At 40.1% G+C, this 23,372-nt stretch carries 21 protein-coding genes; 15 read left to right on the top strand and 6 right to left on the bottom strand.

Going from position 1 to position 23,372, the window contains the following annotated elements:
- Positions 1 to 69: 69 nt before the first annotated feature.
- Together RMZ43_RS32100 and RMZ43_RS32095 are read right to left on the bottom strand one after the other, a co-directional pair.
- Positions 70 to 612, bottom strand: coding sequence for a Uma2 family endonuclease (locus RMZ43_RS32100; RefSeq protein WP_322652150.1), 543 nt, complete (start codon positions 610 to 612; stop codon positions 70 to 72).
- A 138-nt stretch (positions 613 to 750) separates the two neighbouring features.
- Complete coding sequence (locus RMZ43_RS32095) at positions 751 to 3,108, bottom strand: AAA family ATPase (protein WP_322652149.1); 2,358 nt, start codon at positions 3,106 to 3,108, stop codon at positions 751 to 753.
- A gap of 376 nt (positions 3,109 to 3,484) precedes the next feature.
- Here RMZ43_RS32095 and RMZ43_RS32090 point away from each other — a divergent pair, with 376 nt between their 5' ends.
- Both RMZ43_RS32090 and RMZ43_RS32085 read left to right on the top strand, forming a co-directional pair.
- The gene (locus RMZ43_RS32090) at positions 3,485 to 3,757 is read left to right on the top strand and encodes a hypothetical protein (RefSeq protein WP_322652148.1); all 273 of its coding nucleotides are present in this window, start codon (positions 3,485 to 3,487) and stop codon (positions 3,755 to 3,757) included.
- A gap of 111 nt (positions 3,758 to 3,868) precedes the next feature.
- Entirely contained in the window at positions 3,869 to 4,096 is a 228-nt protein-coding gene (locus RMZ43_RS32085; protein ID WP_322651238.1) for a hypothetical protein, read from the top strand.
- A 267-nt stretch (positions 4,097 to 4,363) separates the two neighbouring features.
- On the opposite strand, the gene RMZ43_RS32080 is transcribed toward RMZ43_RS32085, so the two are convergent.
- Positions 4,364 to 5,230: a hypothetical protein gene (locus tag RMZ43_RS32080; RefSeq protein ID WP_322652147.1), complete on the bottom strand. Its 867-nt coding sequence runs from the start codon at positions 5,228 to 5,230 to the stop codon at positions 4,364 to 4,366.
- Between the two features lie 323 nt (positions 5,231 to 5,553).
- On the opposite strand from RMZ43_RS32080, the gene mnmA reads away from it, so the two are divergent.
- The 3 genes from mnmA to RMZ43_RS32065 all read left to right on the top strand — a co-directional run bounded on the left by mnmA (position 5,554) and on the right by RMZ43_RS32065 (position 7,431).
- Complete coding sequence (gene mnmA, locus RMZ43_RS32075) at positions 5,554 to 6,609, top strand: tRNA 2-thiouridine(34) synthase MnmA (protein ID WP_322652160.1); 1,056 nt, start codon at positions 5,554 to 5,556, stop codon at positions 6,607 to 6,609.
- 86 nt (positions 6,610 to 6,695) lie between these two features.
- On the top strand, positions 6,696 to 7,040 hold the full coding sequence (locus tag RMZ43_RS32070; RefSeq protein ID WP_322652146.1) for a hypothetical protein: 345 nt from the start codon (positions 6,696 to 6,698) through the stop codon (positions 7,038 to 7,040).
- Complete coding sequence (locus tag RMZ43_RS32065) at positions 7,030 to 7,431, top strand: hypothetical protein (protein ID WP_322652145.1); 402 nt, start codon at positions 7,030 to 7,032, stop codon at positions 7,429 to 7,431. Before RMZ43_RS32070 ends, RMZ43_RS32065 begins: the two co-directional genes overlap by 11 nt.
- 19 nt (positions 7,432 to 7,450) lie before the next feature.
- Here the strand turns inward: RMZ43_RS32065 and RMZ43_RS32060 are convergent, their stop codons facing one another.
- Positions 7,451 to 8,104: a Uma2 family endonuclease gene (locus tag RMZ43_RS32060; protein ID WP_322651235.1), complete on the bottom strand. Its 654-nt coding sequence runs from the start codon at positions 8,102 to 8,104 to the stop codon at positions 7,451 to 7,453.
- Positions 8,105 to 8,296: 192 nt separating this feature from the next.
- Between RMZ43_RS32060 and sat the strand changes: the two genes are divergently transcribed.
- From sat to RMZ43_RS32030, 6 genes are all read left to right on the top strand, one after another.
- Positions 8,297 to 9,475: a sulfate adenylyltransferase gene (gene sat / locus RMZ43_RS32055; RefSeq protein WP_322652144.1), complete on the top strand. Its 1,179-nt coding sequence runs from the start codon at positions 8,297 to 8,299 to the stop codon at positions 9,473 to 9,475.
- 183 nt (positions 9,476 to 9,658) lie between these two features.
- Positions 9,659 to 11,833: a caspase family protein gene (locus RMZ43_RS32050; protein ID WP_322652143.1), complete on the top strand. Its 2,175-nt coding sequence runs from the start codon at positions 9,659 to 9,661 to the stop codon at positions 11,831 to 11,833.
- 729 nt (positions 11,834 to 12,562) lie between these two features.
- Positions 12,563 to 13,405 carry a DUF2382 domain-containing protein gene (locus tag RMZ43_RS32045; protein WP_322652142.1) on the top strand — a complete coding sequence of 281 codons (843 nt, stop codon included), beginning with the start codon at positions 12,563 to 12,565 and terminating at the stop codon, positions 13,403 to 13,405.
- 324 nt (positions 13,406 to 13,729) lie between these two features.
- A complete protein-coding gene (locus tag RMZ43_RS32040) occupies positions 13,730 to 14,644 on the top strand; it encodes a DUF2382 domain-containing protein (protein WP_322652141.1) in 915 nt (304 codons plus the stop codon).
- Between the two features lie 267 nt (positions 14,645 to 14,911).
- On the top strand, positions 14,912 to 15,802 hold the full coding sequence (locus RMZ43_RS32035) for a YsnF/AvaK domain-containing protein (RefSeq protein WP_322652140.1): 891 nt from the start codon (positions 14,912 to 14,914) through the stop codon (positions 15,800 to 15,802).
- A gap of 146 nt (positions 15,803 to 15,948) precedes the next feature.
- On the top strand, positions 15,949 to 16,872 hold the full coding sequence (locus RMZ43_RS32030; RefSeq protein WP_322651229.1) for an ion channel: 924 nt from the start codon (positions 15,949 to 15,951) through the stop codon (positions 16,870 to 16,872).
- A gap of 12 nt (positions 16,873 to 16,884) precedes the next feature.
- Here the strand turns inward: RMZ43_RS32030 and RMZ43_RS32025 are convergent, their stop codons facing one another.
- Positions 16,885 to 17,079: a hypothetical protein gene (locus RMZ43_RS32025; protein ID WP_322651228.1), complete on the bottom strand. Its 195-nt coding sequence runs from the start codon at positions 17,077 to 17,079 to the stop codon at positions 16,885 to 16,887.
- Between the two features lie 282 nt (positions 17,080 to 17,361).
- Between RMZ43_RS32025 and RMZ43_RS32020 the strand changes: the two genes are divergently transcribed.
- Together RMZ43_RS32020 and RMZ43_RS32015 are read left to right on the top strand one after the other, a co-directional pair.
- Positions 17,362 to 19,068 carry an alpha/beta hydrolase gene (locus RMZ43_RS32020; protein WP_322652139.1) on the top strand — a complete coding sequence of 569 codons (1,707 nt, stop codon included), beginning with the start codon at positions 17,362 to 17,364 and terminating at the stop codon, positions 19,066 to 19,068.
- 173 nt (positions 19,069 to 19,241) lie between these two features.
- Complete coding sequence (locus tag RMZ43_RS32015; RefSeq protein WP_322652138.1) at positions 19,242 to 19,799, top strand: hypothetical protein; 558 nt, start codon at positions 19,242 to 19,244, stop codon at positions 19,797 to 19,799.
- A 102-nt stretch (positions 19,800 to 19,901) separates the two neighbouring features.
- Here RMZ43_RS32015 and RMZ43_RS32010 read toward each other — a convergent pair whose 3' ends face one another.
- Positions 19,902 to 21,236 (bottom strand): HlyD family efflux transporter periplasmic adaptor subunit, encoded by a 1,335-nt coding sequence (locus tag RMZ43_RS32010; RefSeq protein WP_322652137.1) that lies wholly within the window; start codon positions 21,234 to 21,236, stop codon positions 19,902 to 19,904.
- Between the two features lie 955 nt (positions 21,237 to 22,191).
- On the opposite strand from RMZ43_RS32010, the gene RMZ43_RS32005 reads away from it, so the two are divergent.
- A complete protein-coding gene (locus RMZ43_RS32005; RefSeq protein WP_322652136.1) occupies positions 22,192 to 22,461 on the top strand; it encodes a hypothetical protein in 270 nt (89 codons plus the stop codon).
- A gap of 300 nt (positions 22,462 to 22,761) precedes the next feature.
- Complete coding sequence (locus RMZ43_RS32000) at positions 22,762 to 23,022, top strand: hypothetical protein (protein WP_322652135.1); 261 nt, start codon at positions 22,762 to 22,764, stop codon at positions 23,020 to 23,022.
- Positions 23,023 to 23,372 lie beyond the last annotated feature (350 nt).

Below are 23,372 nucleotides of genomic sequence, written 5' to 3'. Positions count from 1 at the left end.
TTTTGTAATGGGAATTTAGACCCCTGTTTTTGAATATGGGTTTCCTTTCTCCGTGTTTTTCATACTATCCTAGTCAAACTCTGGAGGCCACAAATCTGCAATTGGTACTTCCCATCCTGGGAGCAGTTCAGGAACTGTTAAAATATCGCCATTACGAAGTATTATTGCTTCTTGTCCAAAGTTGTAAAGTTCAACAATCCGCTCATCTGGATTGAGCAGAATTCCTACCTTAGTTCCCAAGCTCAGAAATTCTTGAATCTTGGCTCTGAGATCCTCTAAATTATCACTAGGGGACTTCACCTCTACAGTCAAATCGGGAGCCAATTGAGCAAAAGACTTCGGACTGCGACGCAAGCGTTCGGCTAAAACAAATGAGGCATCCGGTGCGCGTAAATCTGAATTTGGCAATCTAAAACCGGCGCTAGAAGCTGCTGTTCGTCCCAGTTTGCGGGGTCTAACCCAGTTACGTAACTGGGCTACCATTTCAGCTGCGACCTCATCTGATTCGTATCCTGATGGACTCATAACAATAATATTACCCTTGACTAGTTCCATGCGATAGTCGGGATGCTGTTGCTGCATTTGTTCCAAGTCTTCAAGGGTTAGGGACATAAAACCTCTCCAGGAGCGATCGCTTTATTTTGCCTAGAATTACTATACCGTAATACTTATAGACCTCTCTAGGAGCAATTAATGAGTTTAGCCAGGTAATTCGAGAACATAGATGAAGGTAAAATCTAATATCATCGCTTATTTTTCAAAACACTCCATTGCTGTTTGTACCTTCTCAATTTGTTTGGGTGCTTGCATTTCGTTAAAAAGTGCGATCGCTTGCACAAATTTTTCTCTACTTGGAATCATTTCACCCATCTTCTGATGAGTCAATGCCAACTGATAATAAGCTTCAGCTAAGTCTGATTTAGCACCAATTCTATCAAGAATTGCTATCGCTTCTAAATGATGAAAAATTGCTCTGGTAAATTCTCCTTGTTCCCGAAAAAGTTCAGCCAGACAACTTATAGCTTTTGCCTTAATTTGAGTAAAGTTATTTTGTTCAGAATGAAATATAGCTCGTTGGCACAATTCAAAGGATTTTTGTAGATTACCTAAGTTTTGATAAGTTAAGCAGAGAGTTACTAAACTATGCCCGATTCCCCATAGGGTCACTCTAGTTGATAATGACATGGCAGAAGAGGCAACTTCAGCAAGACCAAAGGCATCTTCTCTGCTACCAGAGCGTGATTTTATCAAAGCTAGACAGCATTGAGCATAAGTCATATAATCATCAAGATTGCTATTCTGTTCAGCAAGGCTACAAACAGAATTGAAACAATCTTCGGCTGCTTCTATTTCCCATAATTCAAGTTTACAAAGCCCAGTATTGAATACAATAGATATTTTTGTTTGCTTGACATCTAATTTACCTAATACTTCTTCTGATTTTTCATAGCATTCTATAGCTTCTCGAATGCAACCGATAATTCGATATGTATAGCCAAGTATATTATAAAGTCTAATTAGCCTTTCTTGGGATTTTATATCATCTATTATCCGTTTAATTACAGAGAAGTTTTTCTGGAGCAGTCCTAGTTGGTAAAAGGAGCAACCCAAAGGCAAACCTATACTCCACTGTTTACCTCGCCCTTGTAAAATTACATCACCAGCTTGCTCAAAATCACTAATTTCTACATAGTGATAATAAGCTTCTAAAGCGGTTAATGCATCTGTAATATCTTTAATGGCTGTAACTCGTTGTGTCCAATATTCTGCGGCTTTTCGGTTTACTAATTCCCATTCTTCACTAACTAATCTTAATCTACTGATTGCTTCATACTGAATTACCGGATGCAACCAATATTGTCCCTTTTTGGTTTCTATTAAAGACAAGTCTTGCAGAGCTTTAATTACACCTCTACGTTTTTTTTCTGGGACATCCCAAAGCAAACATAAAACTCCTTCAATAGGTAATGAAGGAATATCTTGATAACGATAGCATCCTAAACGGCACAGGAGACGATAGGCTTCTAAGTCATTTTCTTGGAGACGCGTAAATTGACTAGCGACTAAATCTTTTAACTCTCTTTCTATTAATAAATCTGTACAGTTTTCCTGCCAATAAGCGTGTATATCACCAGAAAAATCTGTCAATATTGCTCCTCGGAGAATTTGCATGGCTTTGGCGTTACCTCCATAAGCTCTGCACATTTCACTGAGAATAGTACAATCACAATTAATGTGGCAACTGCTGAAAAACTCCCGCCATGCTTCATCATCTAAACCTTCGAGTGGATAGAGATAAACCTCTACACTAGACTCGCGCAAACGCTCACGACTTGTTACTAAAGTAACTGAATGCACATCTGAATCTGCTAGTACTCTTAATAGCTCAACATAAGGGCGACGATATTCTAGGAACTTACCATTTTGATCGAGAGCAGTTTCTAGATTATCGATAAATACCCCAATTTTAGATGTTTGTTCTCGGAGTTTGCGCCGTAGTCGTTCTAAGCTGATACCAAAGTCTCCTCCCGGTTCTTCGTTAAAGTACCGCCGTAGCCATTCTTCAACCACACTCTCTACAGGAGTAAGGTTTTGGATTTCTGTGGCCATCCACAGTTCTAGGACAAAATTAAATTTTTGACTTTTAAAATATTTGCGTGCTAATCTGGTTTTGCCAACACCACCTTCACCTTGGATGAGGATGACTTTTTGTCCCCGACTGACTAAGGTGTGGAGTTCGGCTATTTGGCGATCGCGCCCCACGAAGTTAGCATCTAAATCTTGGGGTTTAGTGCCATTGCCCCCTAGATTTGGAATATCAAGGATTTTTTGCGCCTGTTGAGTTGTTCTAAACCTCTGAACCACTCCTTGGAAGGTTGATTTTGAGACTTTCTCTCCTAACACTTTTGATAGAAAATGCCAAAGTTCGGCACCAACTGCTTTTAAATGCGCTTCTGTATAACGAACACTGTTGGCAATATCCTGGTAAGTCCGCTTTTCATCCTCCCACAAATGACTCAAGATAATCCTTTGAGTTTTATCTAGGTGTTCTCCCGTCTTGAGAAAAACCAAGTCATCTACAAACTCTAAGGCTTCTTCTACACCCATTTGCTAACTTGATGTATCATTTAGAATTTATTATAACGATATTTTTACTACTTATTCCTACCTATCATACTACAAAATACTTTTTCCTACTCGGTAGGGAACTTACTTTATCCGACTGCAAAGCATTTTGGACTGTATTACTCTTGTAAGTAATACAGGCGAAGTTAAGTTAAGCGTCAAAAAAAGTTGGTTGAGGAGAGATTTAGAGAGCGCTACTACTGCAAGCTTAGTAAATCACACATATTACTTGTTACTGTCCGATATTAATCACTCATGAAAGTGGTGTCTACTAAACAGGCAGTGGGTATTAACTAACTAGATTCTGTAGAGCATATTTACAACTCAGTATGTAAGCCATTACCCTACAGGAGGTTCAATGATGTTAGACAGAGATTGTCATCATGATTGCAATCAAAATCAGTGCCCTTTTGCCCAAGATACACGAAATCCCAATAGATATGTTTGTCTCAAATGTGGTATTGAGCGAGAAATAAATAAGTATTCCTCTGGTTTTGGCTCGTTTTTGCTGCTGTTGTTAGGCTTGTTTATTTCCTTCCAACTATTAGCGAATTATGAAAAGCAAAACAATCCACAAAGGCAACAACAGTCTTTGAATAATTCATCTGAACAGGTGAATATCGACGGGTAAAACTAATCTTCAGGTTGGGCGCGATTTCCCATAGCCTTTTTTTAAAATGGAAAATGGGAAATCAAAAAAATATTCACTGCTAAAAAATTAGATACTTTCGTGAGTAAAATTATGGACTCAAATCAAGACACGCTACTATTTCGCTTTGCTTCTAAATCCTTGAAATATTTCTTACTGGTGCTAGTTGGCATTGCGATCGCCTATGTTCTATCCAGTGGTTTAGGTATCTTACAAATCATACCCATACTGCTATACCTTTTACAACAGTTTTTGCTTCCACTGGGAATTATCCTGTTGTGTTTAATTACAACAGCAATAATTCTTGAATCTTTGCGTTAAGAATCTAGGGAGTAGGGAGTGGGGAGTGAGGAGTTATGAATTATGGGGATTTTCTTTCTTTATAGACTAACACGCTTGGGTTGAACTTTAGTGAAACCCAAAAAATACCCGAAAATGTTGGATTTCGTTCCTCAACCCAACCTACGCAAATTTATTTTTCTGACTTAACCCAAGCGTATTGCTTTATAGACTACAGCTTAAGACAGCAAGTAGTGTACTAATCTAAACTCCTGTACAGAGAGACGCGATTAATCGCGTCTCTCTTATTCATTTTCCATAGTAAACTCTGGCATTTTTGTATCCTAAATTTCGCAGATATTTATTCCATTCTCCAGCTTGGAATCGATCGGAAAAAGGCCCGACTGCTATGTGTGGCCCTCGTGGTTGCGTCCTTTCAAGGACTCCGCCAGATCGTCCTAAATCTTGGCTAAATCGGGCTAGATTCTGCCTAATTTGTTCTGCGATCGCAGGTAACTGTTCTTGAGTGGTGGGAATAACGACATAATATCTAGAGACTTGCTTGGGAGGATTTATATTATTGCGATCGCCTCCAAAGGTTCCACCGCCTGCATCTATTTCCTGTCCGTTACCGAAGCTGATAATCCGGGCGTTATATATGCCTCGTGACTGTAACTCATTTACCCGTTGTTGGGCATTAGATACTCTGTTAAAAACACCTGATTGAATTACACTCCGGCCTTGGTATTGGCGAATGTAAGCACTGGGTTCAATCTGACGAATTGCTTGTAGTGTCTGAAAATCATTAGCATCAACGTAAACTAAGTAGCGCTCAAAGTTCTGGTTATATTGACTAAACTGTGCAGGTTGAGAGGGCTGATTCGGCGCAAACTGATTGTTTTGTAATGGTTGGGAGGGCTGAAAATCCTGCTCCAATTGATTGGATTGTAAAGGTTCCGCCGGTTGTAACTGCGGTGATGGCTGTTGACCAAAGGGAATTGTCGGTGGCGGTAAAATTTCACCGACTCCTTGCGCTAGTAGCACTTTGTTGTTGGGAATCAGCAGTAACCATCCTCCCACTAACAAAGGGAGAACTTTTATAGTGGGCTTCCAACCTTTATAACTTCGGCGCAGCATCTGAAATGGGATAGATTGACTTGATAATCCTCTCGACATAGTACTTTAGAAAGTAGTCAAAATATTTTTAAATAATTTTTATCAGGAACTAATTAGTTCACGTTGTAGCAACTATATAGCATTAACGTAAAATTAGCTCATCTGCGTGGCAAAAAATACTTCTGTAATTAATCTTAGATAAGGGTAATAAAAGAATGAACAGCGATGTCTACGGTGAGCTATGACGCTTGCGGACTCGCTTTGCGCGTCGCTATCGGCGTCGCTCCTTTAGCTAGCTTAAAACTGAAGTCCTTTGCTAGCAAGGCTTTGAAAGAGTGTGTGCTACAATTGGACAACCACGCAGCTATCGTGTCGTGCAATGTATGAAAAAAGTCGTCGTTGGTCTTTCTGGTGGCGTTGACAGTTCCACCGCCGCAGCTATCCTGCACCATCAGGGCTATGAAGTGATTGGTTTGACTCTTTGGCTAATGAAAGGCAAAGGTCAATGTTGCTCTGAAGGTATGATCGACGCGGCTGATCTTTGTGAACAACTGGGCGTTCCCCATCAGGTTGTAGATATTCGAGATGTCTTTCAGACGCATATTGTCGATTACCTGGTAACTGGTTACAGTGCTGGAATCACGCCATTGCCTTGCTCGCAGTGCAATAAAACGGTGAAGTTTGGGCCAATGGTGCAGTATGCTCGTGAAGAATTGGGATGCGATCGCATCGCCACTGGTCATTATGCCCGAATTAGCTATGACGAAGCAACTAGACGTTACCAATTATTAAGGGCTGTTGACCGTAACAAAGACCAGTCATACTTTCTCTATGATTTGTCTCAAGATTTACTTGCAGCAACTATATTTCCTCTGGGTGAACTAGAAAAAACTGACACCCGCCGGATTGCAGCTGAATACGGACTGAAAACTGCTGACAAGCCAGAAAGTCAAGACTTATGCTTAGTGGAAAGTAACGGTTCCATGCGGGCGTTTTTGGATAAATATTTAGCTCCCAAAACAGGCGATATTGTCGATACCACAGGCAAAGTTTTGGGACAGCATGATGGTGTCCATCACTACACTATTGGCCAGCGCAAAGGCTTGGGAATTGCTGCTGCTGAACCGTTGTATGTGATTGAATTAGATGCGAAAAATAATAAAGTAGTAGTAGGCGATCGCACTAAGGTAACTCAGCCAGAATGCACTGTCGGACGGGTAAACTGGGTTTCCATTGCTGAACCATCGACTCCAATTTATGCCCAAGTGCAAATTCGCTATCGTTCAACGCCAACACCAGTGACGGTGATTCCGTTAGAAAACTCCCGTGTGCGTTTGGTGTTTGATGAACCCCAATTCAGTATCACCCCCGGACAAGCGGCGGTGTGGTACGACGGGGAGAAAGTGTTAGGTGGCGGAATTATTGAACAGTTTAGTTAATAAAAACTCTTACCCTGTTTTGGCATAAAGCAAAACTACCCTTCCTCGCTTGTAAGGAAGGGTATTTTTATTTTTAAATGAAATATATGCCGGAAGAACCTATCTCTGACCAGTTTTTGATACAGCTATTAGAAGGCTATACTTCTACAGAGACGACAGAGATTCAACAATACATAAGTGAGTGGAATGCTGCTACCTATACCAGTGTTGCCCAAAGTATCTTAGACCATGCTAATAGAAAAGGAATTGATCCATTAAAGTATCTACGCAAAGCTCATAACTTTAATAAAAAAGGAGCGATTAGAGTTCCGAAAACTGGATATCGTAGAAATAGTTCAGCTCTATACCGTAAAGGCAATGAATATCTGATTGTTAGACCTGACCAATATGGTACTGAAAAGATAGTTACTTATGGAGTCAATGATGACTAAAGCAATTTTAAATCAGCAAGAATTAATTAAGAAAAATATTATTCAATTATTAGCACAGTTGACTAATACTTATCAAAATACACGCGGCGAACGACAAGAAATTTCTATTCAGTTTCCACCAGAAGATGAAGAGTTTTCACTTTTAGAAGAACTTGAACTTTTAACAGTAAATCTCAGAGGTTATGCTAGTCAAATTCAAAGTACAGGTCAAATTGTCAATAAAACCCAGACAATTGAGCAATTACAAGCTATGCAAGTTTTAAATGTACCTCAGATTGCAAGTTTTTATTTTGGCAGTAATGGTAATTATGAACAGATAAAGAGTTATATTAGAACGTTAGATTACTTGCGGTTACTACTATTGGAGTATTTGCAGTTTCAAAGTAACTAAAACATTTACGCACTCTCTATCAAAAAGTACTTTTATCTAATGCTGCTTCAAATTCTTTCAAAGCTTGTACGGTTCCTACTTGCCAAGCTCGTTCAACTGTAGCGGCAATAATTTGAGTTAGAGGGATATTTGGAAAGTTAGGACTGTTATCAGATTCGATGTAATGTCCATCCTCAAGTAAATAAATCTTTAGCTTTTTACTATCGTAAATCCATAGTTCTGGAACTGCGATCGCTTCGTAAGCATCAAGAGTTGTTTTTGATGTCACATCTGTTTCAATTGCCAAATCAGGAGGCGGATCGTTTGGTTCCAGTTTGCGACGACCGATCATTCTTTGGTAATTCTGGATGTAGAAGCAAGCATCTGGTTCTACCCCCGCCGTATTTTCCCGCTTAAAGGTGGTTGAACCGAAGGGTTCATAACTTTTCCCTGCAATCTTCAGCAAGATTTTTACAATATCCGAAATTAAGTCCTTTGATTTTTCGTGTTCGGGTAGAGGAACCATAATTTCTAACGTAGACTTGCTGTAAGCAACTCGTAGCGATCGCTTTTCCCCCAGTTCTTGCAAAATAGACTCAAATTCCTCCCAACTCATATCCTCGATATTCACTGTACTACCAGGCGCTAGCCGCATTTGGCTAACAGGTTTAACAACGGGGGATACAGCAGTCATAAGCAATTTCAAATAAAGGAACTATTCTGAAACTTGAGACTGGATTAGCTTTAGCGTAACCTAATCAGCTCGCTTAGAGGCTAGTTGCAAAATTTTCTTCCATTGCCTAAACTCTTTTTCTCTACGTACCAGCATTTGATAAGTTAGTACATAATCTGAAACAATAACAGTTAATACAAAGAGGGGATTACGTTGAGTCACAATCCAGATGCCATAGCCCCGCACGGTGGACAGTTAGTTAACCGTATCGCCACACCAGAACAAAGAGCAGAGTTTCTCTCAAAAGCTGACTTTTTGCCGCGAGTGCAACTTGACGATCGCGCCGTTTCCGATCTAGAAATGATTGCGATCGGTGCTTTTAGTCCACTCACGGGTTTTATGAACCAAGAAGACTATGATCGCACTGTTACAGAAATGCGACTAGCTAACGGTCTTGTATGGTCAATCCCGATTACACTATCGGTAAGCGAAGAAGTAGCTTCCCCGTTGCAAGAAGGCGGTTTAATCCGTCTGGATAACTCCAGAGGCGAGTATATTGGGGTTTTGCAACTTACGCAAAAATATAACTACGATAAAACCCGCGAAGCCATAAATGTCTACCGCACTGATGATGTTAAACATCCAGGTGTGCAGGTACTCTATAACCAAGGTAATGTACATCTGGCGGGTGATATTTGGTTGTTGCAACGCGAACCTCATCCTCAGTTTCCCAGTTACCAAATTGATCCAGCTGCCTCACGGCAACTATTTAGAGACAAGGGTTGGAAAACCATTGTTGGCTTTCAAACTCGCAACCCTATCCACCGCGCCCATGAATATATTCAAAAGTGTGCTTTAGAAATCGTTGATGGTCTATTTTTGCACCCATTAGTCGGGGCAACAAAAGAAGATGATATCGCTGCTGATGTGCGGATGCGTTGCTATGAAATTTTGCTGGAACACTACTACCCCTTAGACCGGGTAACTTTGGCAATTAATCCCGCCGCAATGCGCTATGCTGGGCCTCGTGAAGCTATATTCCATGCTTTAGTCCGCAAAAACTATGGCTGTACTCACTTTATCGTCGGGCGAGATCATGCTGGCGTTGGTGACTATTATGGCACTTACGATGCTCAATACATCTTTGATGAATTTGTCCCAGGTGAATTAGGCATTGTGCCAATGAAATTTGAACATGCTTTCTACTGCACTCGTACTAAGCAGATGGCAACATCTAAAACTAGTCCCAGCAGGCCAGAAGAACGCATCCATTTATCGGGAACAAAAGTCCGAGAAATGCTGCGGCGTGGTGAATTACCTCCACCAGAATTTTCTCGTCCAGAGGTGGCGGCAGAGTTGGCGCGGGCAATGCGGATAGAAGTACCGGCTTAGGGCATTGGGAAAGAGGAGGCAGGAGGCAGAAGGCAGAAGGCAGGAGGCACAAGTTCTTTAATTTTGTTTGAATTTTGAATTGATTTCTCCCCCGCTTCCCTCATCCCCACATTTTTGTAACTTTACAATACAGAGTTCAGCCCTGTAAGCTGCTAACTGATGGCTGAGGGTTGATAGCTAATTATGGAACGGCGCACGTTTTTACATAGAATTGGCTCAATACTCGCGGTATTGGGGATAACTGAAGCTGAGTGGTTGTCTTTGGGAAATCGCTATTATCAGGCTTTGGCACAACCTAATCCGCGTAAGTTGGCATTATTAATTGGTATTAACCAATACCCGCAAATTCCTGCCCTTAGTGGTTGTCTGACGGATGTGGATTTACAAAGAGAGCTTTTGATTCACCGCTTTGGTTTCCAAGGGTCAGATATTTTAACCTTAACTGAGGAACAAGCTAGCAGGGAATTCATTGAGGCGGCTTTTTTGGATCACCTGGGTAAGCAAGCTAAACCCAATGATCTTGTCATCTTCCACTTTAGCGGCTATGGCAGCCGTGTCAAATTGGAAACATCATCAGATACAATGCAAAATGCTCTGGTGCCAGTTAATTTAGGTGATTATGCACAAAATGATAAAATAGTCAATTATATATTAGAAGAAACTCTACTGCTATTATTGCGATCGCTCCCCACAGACCGAGTAACAGCAGTATTGGATACTAGCTATTATGTTCCTAGCCCAGTCTTAGGATTAAAAATTCGTGCCCTTCAAGAGTCAGTAGCAAAGCTATCAGCAGAAGAACTCGACTTTCTCAAACAACTTAAAACTCAGAAATTATCTAGCACTCCGATTGTTTTAGCAGCTACCTCAGAAGCAAACCAGCCAGCAAGGGAAGAACTCTTTTCTGGTTTTAGTGCTGGGTTATTTACCTACGCCTTGACACAGTATTTGTGGGAATTCACCCCACCTACTAAAATTCAGGTCGCCCTCTGGGATGTGGAAAATTCTCTATATAAATTGGGTAGTAAACAGCAACTAGGGTTATTAAGTAATCAGAAAAATCCAGATATTACGTCTTTAGTGCCAGACAATATTATTGGTGCAGAAGGCGTGGTGAGTGCTATTGAAGAAGACGGTAAAACAGTTTATCTATGGTTGGCAGGATTACCACCACAAGTGCTGCTATACTACGGAGTTAATTCTCGATTCACCTTAGCAACAACAGAGCAATTAGTATTGCGATCGCGCAATGGGTTAACAGCAAAAGCGCAAATTTCCAAAATTGAAGGTGCAAATCCCTTGCAAGTCGGGCAATTTGTCCAAGAAGCAGTTCGGGTTTTACCGCGAAATATTCATTTAACAATAGCTTTGGATACTCAATTGGAAAGAATTGAGCGGGTAGACGCCACAAGTGCCTTTGCTGGATTTTCCCATGTATCCACCGTAATAGTAGGAGAAAAACCAGCTGATTATGTATTTGCCAAGCTACAAGAAATTCCTAGTCGTTATGGTCTATTTTCTCTTGGTGGTGAACTAATTCCCAATACCGCCGGGGAAGTAGGAGAAGCAGTAAAATTAACAGCCCAAAGGTTAGCACCCAAATTATCAACCCTGTTTGCAGCTAAATTATGGCGACTCACAGAAAATCAAGGTTCTTCCCGCTTGCCTCTCAAGGCGACCTTAGAAATAATTAGCGGTATATCGTCACAGGTGTTGATGCAACGTGAAACAACACGAACTTTCAAACCTGAAACTTCGATAAAAAAATCAGCACAGACGCGATTAATGAGCCAGCGCGTTGCGGGGGTTCCCCCCGTTGTAGCGACTGGCGTCGCATCTCTCCCGGCTGCGATTGTACCTATGGGTAGCCGAATGCAATATCGAGTGGAAAACCAAAGCGATCGCTCTGTATATTTAATCTTGCTGGGATTAAACAATAATCATACAGGAGTTGCCTTCTATTCTTGGGAAACCCCTCAAGAACCAAATACTGCGGACACCAAGCCTCTCCTCAAACAAATCGTCATCGCCCCAGGTGAAACCTTTACCCTACCCCAAGCTAATAGTGCTTCTGAATGGCTGATTTCAGGGCCAGCTTGCTTTTGCGAACAACAACTGATTTTTAGTACTGCCCCCTTTAGCGAAACTCTCGCCACCTTGAGTACTGTTAAATATTCCACAGCCGAACAACAACCGATTAGTTCATTGTTGAATCCCTTAGACGTTGCACATGCCTTGCTACAAGACTTGCATAACGCCAGCGCCCTTAAAGCAGAGATGAACAGCACAGCAGCCGACTCATATATCTTAGATGTGAATAATTGGGCAAGTCTTAGCTTTAGTTTTCAGGTTGTGTAAACAAAGATATGATGCAATATCTATTAGTTAAGGCTTGTCATTGCCCACATTTTTATAAGAATCAAGCTGTCTCACTGGCCAACATCCCACCCAAAACTTAAGTTCTGCGGTTCTTGGGTTGAGCATTTTTTTTCTTCTCTATGTTCCGCGCCAATTGCTACCCTGCGGGAACGCTAAGAGCGTAGCTTGCTTCCCTGTAGGGGTACAAGTAGGGGAACCGCAAGGGCGCACTGGCTTCTCTATACCTCTGCGGTAGCCTGCTGCAAGCCGCTTCTCTACGACCGCAAGCAGCATGTCGAAGACAGATGCTTTGCAGAATGCGTCTAAGTTAAAAAGCTAACTTTGATAAAGAGTTTTAGCGTTGGAATTTATTTCTAGGTAGTCTAGCAACGAAGCAGAAAATTTATTTGATGTTGATATAAGTCTTAAAAAGGGAGGTAGGGGGGATCTTAAAAAGATTAAAACGTTAACCTTAATCGTGTTGGATTATCTCTAAAAAAACATTTTTATACCAGCATAATATAAAGATTTTTATCACTTTAGCTTTTTATTACTTTAGTTGTACTCCTATTGATTACCTTGAGTGTTTAATTTGAGTATTTAGATTATAAAATATGAACTTTAAACTATAAAATATCTCACTTGCAATTCAGTCGCCAGCAGGAGGAAACTGAGCAAAATATTTTTTACAGTCTAAAAAGAACCTTATGAATAAACTGGAAACAGCATATGCCTCTTCACAAACTTGAACATTTTGACCCCAACTATCGAGAAACTTTTGGCGGAGACGACATTAGAGCTTTGGATCTTTACACTGAAGGAGGAGACAGAGTTGGCTCAGTAGCGGATGTTTTAGTTGATGATCATGGCCATTTCCGGTATTTAGTTATTGATACAAGCTCAAATTTTTTGGGTAAGAAAATATTACTACCAATTGGTCTTTCGCGGATAGACTATCCTGCAAAACGCGTCTATGTTGATGGATTAAGCAGACATCAAGTAGAAGGTTTAGTCGAGTATAGAGAAGACATGGTTGTTGATCGTGATTACGAAGAAAATGTCCGTAGTATATTTCGTTCTCCAAATAGCGGTGTAACTTATGATCGCAATACATATAATTACGAAACAGAACCAGCTTTATACGGGTTGAAAAATCAGGATAATCAAACTTTTAAACTCTATGAAGAACGATTAATTGCCAGTAAACAGCGCATCAAAACTGGAGAAGTAACAGTTGGTAAGCATATTGAAACAGACACTGCAAGCGTTACAGTACCTATCCAAAAAGAACGAGTTCTGATTGAGCGAGTTGTGCCAACAGAAGCAGGAAAGGTTGTAGATCCCAATGAACTTAAGTTCCAAGAAGGGGAAGTAGCACGCATAGAAGTATACGAAGAAACGCCTGAGATACGTAAAGAAGCCTTTGTGCGTGAAGAAGTCAGAGTTAAGAAAGTAGTAGAACGGGACACTGTAGAAGCACACGAAACCATTCGTAGAGAAGAGTTAGATGTTGATACAGAGGGGAATTTACAGATTCAGGAACATGGTACAACTACACATGAGGCTATTTAAGTAGCTGGTCAATAAATTTGTTTGGTAGATTTATCTGAAATAATCATTCAGCAAAGTTAATTTTTATCTCTGCATGTGTTGTTTTATTAAACAACTAAGATTCCCGATTTCTCTAGGAAGTCGGGAATTTAACGCTTTAAAAATTTGCATTTTAAGCAAGGATATAGAAACGTAAAATTTATTTGCTCTACTATCATAAAATATCTATCACTTTTGATAATTTAACTTTTAAAATAATTCACTCGGTAGAAAGAGGTAAACAAATTATTAAATGGCTAACTTAGTTAATAGGAGATGGAAAAGAAAATTTTTGAGGAAAATATAATGGTACTTTACAAACTACAAGACTTTGAGCCTAACTATCGCGATACATTTGAAGGTCGCGACATTAATGGACTCGGCGTTTATACACAAGGAACTGACGAAAAAGTTGGTACTGTCAGCGATGTTTTAGTGGATGAAGAAGGTCATTTCCGCTATTTTGTCGTTGATTTAGGCTTCTGGATTTTTGGTAAAAAAGTGTTACTACCAATTGGTCGTGCCCGTATCGACTATAATGTTGATCGTGTCTATACAATTGGTTTAACTAGAGAACAAGCCGAAGATTTACCTGAATTCAATGAGCGCGAGGCGCTTGATTATGATTATGAAGAACGGGTGCGTGGGGTATATCGCCAACCCGCAGACTACGTTCAACCTCCAGTAGATCCATTATTACCAGTAGATCCATTATTACCATTGGAAGCGACAGCACCAGTCGATACAACCTATCAGCAGCCGACTACCCCAACTTACAATCGTGATAACTACAATTACGAACATGAGCCTTCTTTATACGGGTTAAATGAGCAAGATCATCAAACTCTGAGATTGTATGAAGAACGGCTGATTGCCAACAAACGCCGTGAAAAAACTGGAGAAGTGACTATTGGCAAGCGCGTTGAGACTGATACTGCACGGATTGCAGTGCCAATAGAAAGAGAGCGAGTTGTGATTGAACGTGTAACTCCAGCAGATGCAGGTACTGCCGTTTCTGGGCGCGAAGCAGACTTCCGTGAAGGCGAAGTTGCTCGCGTAGAGATCCATGAAGAAACTCCTGAAATTCGCAAAGAAGCATTTTTGCGTGAAGAAGTCAGAGTTAGAAAAGTGGTTGATCAAGACACAGTTGAAACTCAAGAAACCGTGCGTCGTGAAGAGTTAGATATCAATTCTGGTAATCTTCCTGTTGAAGAACGCTAAATAACAAAGTCATTAGTTACTAACTAATGACTAATAATTAATTCGATACAGTACAGGTGAGGCTGTAAAATTAGCTTTACCTGTGCTTCCAATACTTCCAATAACTAATACAACTTTAGATTTTGGATTGTGAAGATTTATCTGAATATTAGGTTAGATAAATACATTGTTCGCAATCATTTTCTAAATGGTATTTAGATGATTGATACATTTAATTTAGCTAATTAGAAAACATCTAATAAATTTTGTACTATGAATAGCCAACCGATGACAAAAAACATTGGACAGGCAAACTCTGACTCTCAAACTAGCACCTCTTTGGCAGATTTAAGAAAGAAGGTGAGTAATTTTGCTGTATTCGATCGGCAAGGTGAACTAGTAGGAGTAGTTCATGATTTAATTGTGGATGCTAATCGTCGATTAAACCTAGTTATATCTAACCAGGTGAATCTAGAAACTCTAGAATATGATCAGCAGTTAGCTGATAAACATCCTTCTTTATTTCGGTTGCAGAGCCAGAGAATCAAAAAAATAGACAAGCCAACTAAATCTGTTTTCATAGACTTAAATAAATCAGAAATCGAATATATGCCTGAATATTTAGAAACAGAAAGACCAGGCGATAGCACACTATCAGAAAACTCAACTGAACAATTAGTGAATCAAACTACAAATAGCCCAGTTGAGTCGGTAGATTTGGATGAGGCTACGGAAGAACAGATTATTCGTTTACTAGAAGAACGATTAGTTGTTGAAAGCAGTAAGCGTAAAATTGGTGAGGTGATTGTTCGCAAAGAAATTGAAACCCGGATGATACAAGTTCCTGTCCGGCGTGAAAAGTTGATTGTAGAACAAATTAGCCCAGAACACAAACAACTTGCAGAAATTGATTTAGGACAAGAGGAAATTTCTGGCATTGACTTAACGGAAGTAGAAAGACTTGAAGTTCAGCATTTTGGCACAGGTTTAATGGTAAGCGGTGAATTTAGCTCACCTAAGACTGCTAGTTTATTGCTGAATGCGATCGCACTAGAGCAAAATCACGGTTGCAACCAAGTGCGAGTGACCATTGCTGTTGAAGATGAGTCACACCAGAAAAAATATCAGGAGTGGTTTGATCGCTGTTCTAAAGGTCAGCAACCAAATCCTGAAAAATGAGTTAGTTTCTCGCTGATTGTTAGGGTGGGCATTGCACACCCTATTTTTTTTGCTGATTTAAGAAAATAAAGTTGAAATTTTCGTTCCCTTGCGGGTAAGTGGAATGTCAAAATACTAAGCAGTTGCCGTTTTTTTGGCTACTTGCAATGAAATTTCGACTAAAGAGACTTTCACGGAAGAAAAAACAGCGTCTGATCCCACCTATTCGGATTAAAGTTCGAGATGGAAAATTTGAGATTATGGGTATGGGTGCATGGCATTCTTACTGGCGCGATCCCTACCATCTGCTGCTAACGATTCCCTGGACTGGTTTTCTGATCCTAATCTGTACTTTCTATATAACTACTAATGCTCTATTTGCCCTAGCTTACTTGATGGGAGGAGATTGTATTGCCAACGCCCGACCTGGCTCTTTTTTAGATGTCTTTTTCTTTAGCGTGCAAACCCTAGCGTCCATCGGCTATGGGGCAATGTACCCTAAAACAACTTACGCCAACATTATTGTCACCATTGAAGCAATGATCGGTTTGGTGGGAATTGCTGTGATGACGGGACTAGCTTTTGCTCGATTCTCCCGACCTACAGCCCGTGTGCTTTTTAGTCGTGTTGCTGTAATTACACCTCATAATGCAATGCCGACTCTCATATTTCGCAGCGCTAATCAACGTCGCAATATGATTCTGGAGGCGCAGATGCGAGTCTACTTAATGCGCGACGAGATAACCTCAGAAGGGCAGTTCATGCGTCGGTTTTACGACCTCAAACTGTTGAGGAACCAAACACCTAGCTTTACGTTAAGCTGGTCAGTGATGCATGTAATTGATGAGTTTAGTCCTTTATATGGTATGACACCAGAATCCTTAAACCAGACAAATACTATACTGATCATTTCTTTGAGTGGCATTGATGAAACGGTTGCACAGGTTGTCCATGCCCGTCATACTTATGGTGCTAATGAGATTTTGTGGAATAATCAATTTGTCGATATCTTCCATCACACACCCGATGGACATCGCTACATTGATTACAACCGCTTCCACGATGTTTTACCTTTAGATGAAAACAGTTGAAATGCCTGAAAGTTACTCCACAGTTTGATTGACTGGAGCTTGTAAGGGTTTAACGACAACCCGACCATTTTCAACTACAGTGCAACTTTTACCCATGCTCTTGCTTGGGTTAACTGGCACATCCTGGCACTGGTTTTGGTGAGAGATATTTTGCTCTTGTTGTTGATTAAGGACGACAACACAACAGGGACACGACGAGAAGGACATATAAAATATTTTGATCTCTATATCTATTATCGCCTTACTAATGCTGTTTGGCTGAAAAATTTGTTACTCATGTGTTTGTCATTGGTCATTGGTAAATACCTAGCTTTGAAAGCGGGGGATTTAAAGCGTATATGGAAAACTATGGCTGTAAGTACTTGCTTATTGTGCTTGTAACCTGTTTGATATACCTAAACCAAGTAAACAGGAAAGCGGTTATAGATCCCGCCCCGCTTTCCTCCCTGCTTAAACTTGTATGGCAGGGTTAGACAGTGGGTTTTTCTAATGAAAAAATTTCTGAAATACCTGGGTTTAGGTTTTCTATCTACGTTTTTGACTGCAACTCCCGGATTGGGAGCTGAACGTATTAGCTTTTATTACCCTCCCTTCGGGGAATTCTCTTTGTCTGTGAACTCGCTGGAAACTTTTGCTAAAAAAGGCAAAATCGATCAAGATTTTTCATTTTATGCTAGCCGTGCTACGCCCCAACAACTCGCTCAACTGCGGGATCTACTTCAGCAAAAGTTCAATGTCACTCCTACACTTGTATCTCAAGTTACCTACTCACCTATAGGCGAAGAAGTAGTCCAACAGTTGGGAGAATTACTCCTCACTGAGTCTCGACAGAATGGCTTCTATGCCATACGTGCCTCTTTGATTTTGGCTGCTGCCGATCGCGAAGGTTTAACAGTTGTGAATTTGCTGCGGAAATTTCCTAGCAATACTGTGCGGGTGAATTTCACTGGAGGGTTAGAGGTAGTTAATGACTTGTCACAATTGCTCAAAAAAAGAGATGAAGTTGTTGCTTCTCTTCAAAAAGAAGCGATCGCTCAAGCAGCGAATTCAAAAATTGACTTCTCAAAACAGCCAGATTTGCGATCGCCAGGAAAATTTCGCTGGCAGAAAAAGACCTTTGACCTAAATGACTTTTCTCGCTCACGCCGTCTACCGGTGGATATCTATCTGCCGGAAGCCGCACAAAGCACTAAAGAACTGGCTTCGCCTCCCTTTCCCCTAATTGTAATTTCTCATGGCATCGCCTCAGACCGCTCTACCTTTGTCTACCTGGCTGAACATCTAGCATCCTATGGTTTTGCCGTTGCTGTATTGGAACACCCTGGTAGTAATGCCGAACGCTTTCAACAATATTTTGCGGGTTTGGCCGGGCCTCCAGACCCAGCAGAATTTATTAATCGACCTTTGGATATCAAATATCTCCTCAACGAACTCGAACGTCTGAACAAATCTGATCCTACCCTCCAAGGAAAACTTAATTTTCAGCAAGTTGGGGCGATTGGTCAGTCCTTTGGTGGTTATACCGTTTTGGCCCTAGCAGGAGCAAATATTAACTTTGAGCAACTGAGGCAAAACTGTAATCCTAATTATTCATCCTTTAATTTGTCGCTCTTCTTGCAGTGTGAAGCAAATAAATTACCCCGAAGAAATTACGAACTCAAAGACGATCGCATCAAGGTCATCATGGCGATTAATCCAATTGACAGCTTAGTTTTGGGTGAGGGTGGAATAAGTCAAATTAAAATTCCAGTAATGTTGGTAGCAGGTAGTCAAGATATTTTTGCCCCACCTGTCTCTGAGCAGATTCGCCCCTTTACCTGGCTTTCTGACTCTAATAAGTACCTAGCTTTGATCGAAAATGCTACCCACTTTTCAGCGATCGCAGAACCTACTTCTGGAAATAATGTCTTACCTGTGCCACCTGCCTTGCTTGGCCCTGATCGTGCCCCTGTTTATTCTTATCTCAACGCCCTCAGCGTAGCTTTTTTGGAAACCCATCTCCTCAACCGCCCTGAATACCGTTCTTATTTGCAGCCTTCCTATGCCAGATTTATCAGTAAAGAGCCGCTTAATCTCAGTCTCTTACAGTCGTTGTCAGCAGATCAATTCAATCAAATTTGGAATGAGTCAGCCCCAACCCTTGGGGACGCTACGCCAACGGGGAACTCAAAAGTCAAGAATTTACCAAGCCCATAAATAAATTTAGGGGTAAGAGATGATCGCCTCTTCGCATAGGCATAAAAGGCTGACTGCACCGAAATTTATAAAGTTTTGTAAAGAATTGGCTGACTCTGCATAAAACCATAAGCGGGAACTGATAGGTCAAGAGAACACTTAGTATGCACTTAATCAGGCACAATGTTTTGATCATGAAAAAAGTGTTTGCATTAAAAGAATCAGCCAAATTTACTCAATTACCCTTTTTTGAGTTTTTAGTCAATAAAAGCATTGCTTTTATACAAAGATTATCTTTTGCTCTTTATTTTGCGCTTTTTGTCATAGGATACGGATATTTAAAGAAATTTGTTTGCTTAGAAAAAGCATCAGTTAATCCAATTCAATATCTTTTTAACAATCAAAAGCGTGAAGAGAAAAATTGGATTTGGTTTTTAAAAGATTTAGAATACTTGGCTTTTAACTTATTTTTAAATTTCACCGACTCGTTAAAATTTATTTCTAGAAAACTAATTTATGAACTATATCGGCGAAGTTTTCAAGTGAATCCCATTTATCGAGGAAGGCAGAAGGAAAACTGCCTTCTGACTACTGCCTTAGTTGATAAAACTTTTGAACTTTTTACAGCTTTGGTAGATATGCTAGTCAATTTCGCTGAAGAATATAATATTAAACAATTATTAACTCGGAGTTTCGATGGCTCCAACTTTGCTCAGTTATGCTGCCGGAAGAAAGCTACAGTCGGGGTTTAAATTCCCTTATGTAACTTTCTTCTCTAGGAGACGCTGGGCGAATAATGTGTGAATTCTGAATTATTATAGTGCTTCTAAATGGCGTGGAATACAGGAAGGAATTTACACATCCGTTAGCAGTCTTGCTTTTCTCAAAATAAATGTCAGTAGGGTTTCTTTTTTGGAAATGATTTCAGCTGTAACTTCCATCCCTGCTTTAATAGGATAAGATTTATCGCTCCTTTTTAAATAAAGTTTCTCTGGCTCAATTGTCACCTCATAGTAAGGCGCAGTCGGAATGTTACCGTTACCCTGAGATGTAATGGCATCGGCACTAATGCCTCTGACAGCACCTTTGAGGATGCCATAATCTGGATACGGATAAGCAGAAACCCGCATTTGTACTTGCCCCTCTAAACATTTTGCAACTTGTGCTACTTTACACACCTGTACTTTACTAATATCTGAGGAGGGAACACGAGCTTTGATTACAACAGGGGCAGCACTGGGAGCAATTTGAGCGATCGCATCTCCAACACGAACAACTTGTCCAGTATTTCTTAATACTAGTTGGAGAATTGTCCCGCTCTCAGAGCTACGAATTACAGTTTTTTGCAGTTCCATAAAAACTTGTTTAAGTTCTTGTTGAGCGCTGCTAATTTGATTTTGGATTTCAACTTGACGCCTGATGAGTTCTTCTTTCTCTTTATTCAATTGAGCAATAGTAGATTCACCTTTCGTCAACTCTTGGGAAATACGTTCTTGTGCGATCGCTACATTAGCATCACTAGGATTAAGTGCAGCTTTAGCGTTATCGAGTCTAGCAGTAGCAGCTTTAAAAGCTTGTTCTTTTTCTTTAATTTGAAGAGCAGCGATCGCCCCCGTATTTCCCAACTGCTGATACCGTTTTAGTTCCTCTTTAGCTAATTCAACACCAGCTTCTATTTCTTGTACTTGCGCCAGACTAGTGATTTGCCGATCTTGATAATCTCTTTTGTTTCGACTCAAGTCTGCTTTGGCAGATGCGATTGCCTGCTTCATTGCATTAGACTCAGCAACCATTTGATTTTCTAACGCTTTTAGTTGTGCATCAATTTGCGCTCGTTGTAACTGATTCTGTTCGATAGTTCCGAGTAGCTGGCTTTTTTTAGTTTGCAATTGCGAGTTGTCGATGAGAGCGATCGTATCTCCCTTTTTCACAACCTGATTTTCTTTGACTTTGATACTTGTCACCGTTCCCTCAGATGCTGCTTGCACTAAACGGATTTCTCCAGTCGGGCGGACGGTGGCATCAGCTTTTACTATGACGTTGTATTGAAATACACTGGCAAGGCTGAAGGCAGCGCCAACACTTCCAATTAAAAATATTCCTCCCAACCTCGTCCATATACTGACTGAGGGAAGATATTCGTCGTTTTGGACTAGGCGGAGAAAGTCTGGTTGGGGGTCAATAAGCATGAATGTTAAAAAACATTTTGGTTACGTAAATAATCTAGCAAAAAAATCTACCTAGCGTTAGCGTGATGATCAAGATTTAGGTAGATATCAAAAAATAAAAGCTCTCTTCTGTTGCAAGAATATTTTTGGGAAAAATCTCATAATTTCGGCGCTTTTGCCTTTCAGGGCGAAAGCGACAGCTTTTGATGTTATTACTGATAAGTCCTTTACCTGTATATAGTTAGTATGTAAATACAAGGTTTCTATACAGCTAACTCTAAATAACAATTACGCATCTTAATAGGAACATCAAATCTTTATAATATTTATCGAAAATTTTATATTTTCTTTATTTATTGACAAAAAAATAGTATAATGACTACAACTTTTTCACAACCAATTTCTTATTTATAAAAGATTAAGTGAATTTACGCTATTCTATATTAAAATAATTTATATAAATTCGCTTCAGCTTTGTATATAAAAAGTCTACGTAAAGCATGCTTATGTAAAAATACTTAGTTAGGAATGCAGAAACCCAATTATGAGGTTTTTAAAATACGCAGATAGTTGCTGTATAAAAAATATATTGATTTTAGTGAGCTTATCTTTAATTGCTGATATTTACGTTGTTTTCTCAGTATTAATACTAGATATGTTTCAGTTATGTATTTTCGGAAAAAATACATCTTTTAGTTCGCCATATTTATATGAGTATGAATATTGGTGCTATCTGCTATTTTTTAATAATTGAAATTTTCTAACTAAATTTGTATAAAGAAGAACTATGTAGTACATTTTTTGAAGAGGTGTAATACATATTTCTTAAAAAAATAATTGCTTGACCTATTGAGCAAGAGTCGTATAATACTTTTAGCGGGACAAAAAAGTAATTAAATATACTTTTTTAATGTTTATATTTATTACTTTGAAGGGACGCGATTTTAACCTCAACAATCAAGCAAGAACTAAGATTATGGAAAGCACATTATTCACCACATTGACCGTTACCGAAGAAGCTACTTTGTCTGGTGGTTGGCAAGTAAAGTGGAAGCCCGCCAAACCCCCCGCCAAACCCCCCGCTCCCGCTCCTAAGCCCACTGTTATCACCCAAACAGCCGTTAACGTTGCTGAGGGTATTCTTAGTGGCTCTAAGATAGACCAAACCGCTGTCAACGTTGCTGAAGGTATTAAAGCTGGCTCTACTGTCAGCCAAACCGCTGTTAACGTTGTTACTGGTTCATAAATAATTTTAGTAGAAGGTAAAGAATAAACGTAAAGACACGATCAACCGCGTCTTTACGGAGGTAAAATGTCTTAGACAAACTAACCTGCTCTAACAGGGAAGTTTATTTTCTAACAAGACATTAGCCTTGTTGCTTATCGCAGTTATCCTAGCATTACGTTTATTCCTACCGCATACTTTTGTTGAACAAAGTTAATAAAGTCTATCAACGGTTGCTATTAGGCAGTTGCTGATGAACTATATCTGATTCCTTTGAAGCGACGCGATTTTAAACTCAACAATCAAGCGAGAACTAAGATTATGGAAAGCACATTATTCACCACATTGACCGTTACCGAAGAAGCTACTTTGTCTGGTGGTTGGTGGAAGCCCGCCAAACCCCCCGCCAAACCCCCCGCTCCCGCTCCTAAGCCCACCGTTATCACCCAAGTAGCCCTTAACGTTGCTGCTGGTATTCTTAGTGGCTCTAAGATAGACCAAACTGCTGTCAACGTTGCTGATGGTATTAAAGCTGGTGCTACTGTCAGCCAAACCGCTGTTAACGTTGTTACTGGTTCATAAATAATTTTAGTAGAAGGTAAAGAATAAACGTAAAGACACGATCAACCGCGTCTTTACGGAGGTAAAACGTCTTAAACAAACTAACCTGCTCTAACAGGGAAGTTTATTTTCTAACAAGACATTAGCCTTGTTGCTTATCGCAGTTGTCCTAGCATTACGTTTATTCCTACCGCATACTTTTGTTGAACAAAGTTAATAAAGTCTATCAATGGTTGCTATTAGGCAGTTGTTGATGAACTAGATCTGATTCCTTTGAAGTTGCACAATTTTAACCTCAACAATCAAGCGAGAACTAAGATTATGGAAAGCACATTATTCACCACATTGACCGTTACTGAAGAAGCTACTTT

It is taken from the genome of Nostoc sp. CmiVER01, assembly GCF_034531135.2.
Taxonomy (GTDB): domain Bacteria; phylum Cyanobacteriota; class Cyanobacteriia; order Cyanobacteriales; family Nostocaceae; genus Nostoc.
This window is presented reverse-complemented; position numbering and strand designations above follow the sequence as displayed.